The organism is Rubrivivax gelatinosus (assembly GCF_016583785.1).
Taxonomy (GTDB): domain Bacteria; phylum Pseudomonadota; class Gammaproteobacteria; order Burkholderiales; family Burkholderiaceae_C; genus Rubrivivax; species Rubrivivax gelatinosus_B.
In genome coordinates this window covers 1-3,068 of record NZ_NRRU01000193.1, presented here as the reverse complement: position 1 = coordinate 3,068, position 3,068 = coordinate 1, and the positions used below count along the sequence as shown (strand labels likewise).

The window sequence follows — 3,068 nt, the reverse complement described above, 5'->3', positions numbered from 1 at the left end:
TGTCGGCGCTGGCCGGCGACGGCCGCCGGCTCGAACTCGACAGCCTGCCGCCCGGCCTGCGCCAGATCCTGACGCTGGCCCTGCCCGCCCCCACCACCGCGGGCACGCCGGCACCGCCCGCGGCACAGCCGGCACCGGGCTGGCTGACCCGGGTCGGGCGCCGCAGCCACGACGCCTGGGACGAAGCGCTGCGCACGCTGCGTTTCGTCGGCGAGCTGCTGCTGGCGCTGGGCACGCTGCTGCGCGGGCGCAGCGACCTGCGCGCCAGCGACCTCGCCTGGCAGTTCGAGCAGTGCGGCCCGCGCAGCGTGCCCATCGTCTCGCTGGTCTGCGGCCTGGTCGGCCTGATCGTGGCCTACATGGGTGCGGTGCAGCTGGCGCGTTTCGGCGCCCAGATCTTCATCGCCGACCTGGTGACGATCGGCGTGGTGCGCGAGATCGGGCCGCTGATCACCGCGGTCATCCTCTCGGGCCGCGTCGGCGCGGCCTTCGCCGCCCAGCTCGGCAGCATGGTCGCCAACGAGGAGGTCGACGCGCTGCGCACGCTGGGCATAGACCCGCTGGGCCATCTGGTGCTGCCGCGTGTGCTCGCGCTGGCCGTGGTGACGCCGCTGCTGGCGGCCTACGGCGCGCTGGTGGCGATGGTGATGGGCGGTCTCGTCGCGGTCGGGATCTTCGGCGTCGAGCCGCTGGCCTATCTGGACAACAGCCTGCGCTCACTCGCCTTCGAGCACGTCGCGATCGGTCTGCTGAAGGCCGCCGTCTACGGCGTGCTGATCGCCATCGCCGGCTGCCGCCAGGGGCTGGCGGCCGGGCGCAGCGCGCAGGCGGTCGGCGCGGCGACGACGAAGTCGGTCGTGCAGTCCATCGTCTGGATCGTCGTCGCGGCCTCGGCGCTGACGGTGATGTTCCAGCGCCTGGGCTGGTGAGCGCGGTGCCCGCCGCGAGACCGGACGACGCCGCGCGGCCGGCGTCCGAAGTGCTGGTGCGCGCCGAACACCTGACGATGGCCTTCGGCAGCAATGTCGTGCAGCGCGACCTGGACTTCGAGATCCGCCGCGACGAGGTCTTCGTCATCGCCGGCGCCAGCGGCTGCGGCAAAAGCACGCTGCTGCGCCACCTGGTCGGGCTGGAGCCGCCGGCCGCCGGCCGCGTGCTGCACGCCGGGCACGACCTCTACGCCAGCGACGACGCGACGCTGGCAACGCTGCGCCGGGCGTTCGGCGTGATGTTCCAGGGCGGCGCCCTGTGGAGTTCGATGACCGTGGGAGAAAACGTGATGCTGCCGCTGGAGCTGTTCAGCCCGATGGACGCCGCCGAACGCGAGGCCGAGGCGCGCTTCAAGCTCGCGCTGGTCGGGCTGGCGGGCAGTTTCGACGCCGAGCCGGCCGCTCTCAGCGGCGGCATGAAAAAACGCGCCGCGATCGCACGCGCGCTGGCGCTGGACCCGGCGCTGCTGTTCCTGGACGAACCTTCGGCCGGCCTGGACCCGCTGACCTCGGCGCGCCTGGACGAGCTGCTGCTGCACCTGCGCCACGACTTCGGCACCACGATCGTGATGGTCACGCATGAACTGGAGAGCCTGATGGCCGTCGGCGACCGCCTGCTGTTCCTGGACGCCCAGACGAAGACGATGACGGCGCTGGGCCCGCCGCGCGAACTCGCCGCCAGCGGCCCGCCGGCGGTGCGCGAGTTCCTGGCCCGCGGGAGGCCGGCATGAAGCGGCGCGCCAACCCGACGCTGATCGGCGCCTTCGTGCTCGGCGGCCTGGTGCTGCTCGGCGGCGCGCTGTTCGCGATCGGCGGCGGCCAGCTGTTCGCGCGCAAGGACCGCGCGGTGATGCACTTCAGCGGCTCGGTCTTCGGCCTGCCGATCGGCGCACCGGTGGTGTTCCGCGGCGTGCGCGTCGGCAACGTCGAGTCGATCGAGATCCGCCACGACAGCGCCCGCGGCGAGTTCTCGATCCCGGTGTTCGTGGCGCTGGACCGCGACGCGATCCGCAGCCTGGACGGCGGCGGCGCGGAGCTCGCGCTGCCGGCGCTGGTCGACCGCGGGCTGCGCGCCAAGCTGGCGATGCAGAGCCTCTTGACCGGCCAGCTCTACGTCGACCTGGACCTGCGCCCGGACGAGGCGCGCTCGCGCCACGGTGCCTACCCCGGCCTGGTCGAGATCCCGACCTCCGAGACCGCGATCCAGAACATCAAGGCCCAGCTCGACGGCATGGACTTCCGCCGCCTGGTCGACGACGTCGCCGCGATCGCGGCCTCGGCGCGTGCCATCGTCGCCGGGCCGCAGCTCGGCCAGGCGCTCAACGACCTGCAGCAGATCACCGCCAACCTGCGCACCGTCAGCGAGCAGCTCGAGCGCCGGCTCGGGCCGCTGGCCGACGGCGCCCAGGGCGCGCTCGGCAGCACGAAGACGGCGATGGACAGCGTGCGCGGCACCGCCGAGCGGCTGTCGACGACGGCCGAGCAGCTGAACACGCTGCTCGCGCCCGACTCGCCGCTGATGGCGCAGATCCAGCGCAGCGCCGACGAACTGGCCGCCGCCGCCGCCGGGCTGCGGCGCGCGACGGCCGAGGACTCGACGCTGATGCGCGGCACCGACCGCACGCTCGAAGACGTCTCGCGTGCCGCACGTGCGGTGCGCGAACTCGCCGACCTGCTCGAACGCCACCCCGAGGCGCTGCTGCGCGGGCGCGGCACCCCGGCCGAGGAGGCCCCACGATGACACCCCGCTCCCCTTCGCGCCGGCGCCTGGCGCTGGCTTCGATGCTGCTGCTGGCCGGCTGCGCCGTCACGCCGACACCCGAGCGCCGCCTCTACCGGCTGGACAGCGCGGCGCCGGAAGCGGTGGCGCCGCCGCCGCCCGGCGCCGAGGTCTGGGCGCTGGCATCCGCCGTCGCGCTGCCCGAGTACCTGCAGCGCGAGTCCATCGTCGTCGCCGCCGGCGATGCCCGGGTACAGGCGCTGGAGGGCGAACGCTGGGCCGAACCGCTGCGCGACGCGGTGCCACGGCTGCTGCGTGCCGACCTGGAGCGCCTGCGCGGCGCCGGCAGCGTCTGGACC

At 74.1% G+C, this 3,068-nt stretch carries 4 protein-coding genes; all 4 read left to right on the top strand.

The window, feature by feature from the left end:
• Window positions 1–929, top strand: a 929-nt coding sequence (locus CKO43_RS25190; protein WP_200380384.1) for an MlaE family ABC transporter permease, incomplete at its 5' end; no start/stop codon positions are given.
• A 5-nt stretch (window positions 930–934) separates the two neighbouring features.
• Window positions 935–1,720, top strand: coding sequence for an ABC transporter ATP-binding protein (locus tag CKO43_RS25185; protein WP_346728422.1), 786 nt, complete (start codon window positions 935–937; stop codon window positions 1,718–1,720).
• Window positions 1,717–2,730: an MlaD family protein gene (locus tag CKO43_RS25180; protein WP_200231543.1), complete on the top strand. Its 1,014-nt coding sequence runs from the start codon at window positions 1,717–1,719 to the stop codon at window positions 2,728–2,730. The genes CKO43_RS25185 and CKO43_RS25180 overlap by 4 nt, the downstream gene beginning before the upstream one ends.
• Window positions 2,727–3,068: ABC-type transport auxiliary lipoprotein family protein (locus CKO43_RS25175; RefSeq protein WP_200380383.1), on the top strand; the 342-nt coding region annotated here is incomplete at its 3' end. The genes CKO43_RS25180 and CKO43_RS25175, both read left to right, overlap by 4 nt.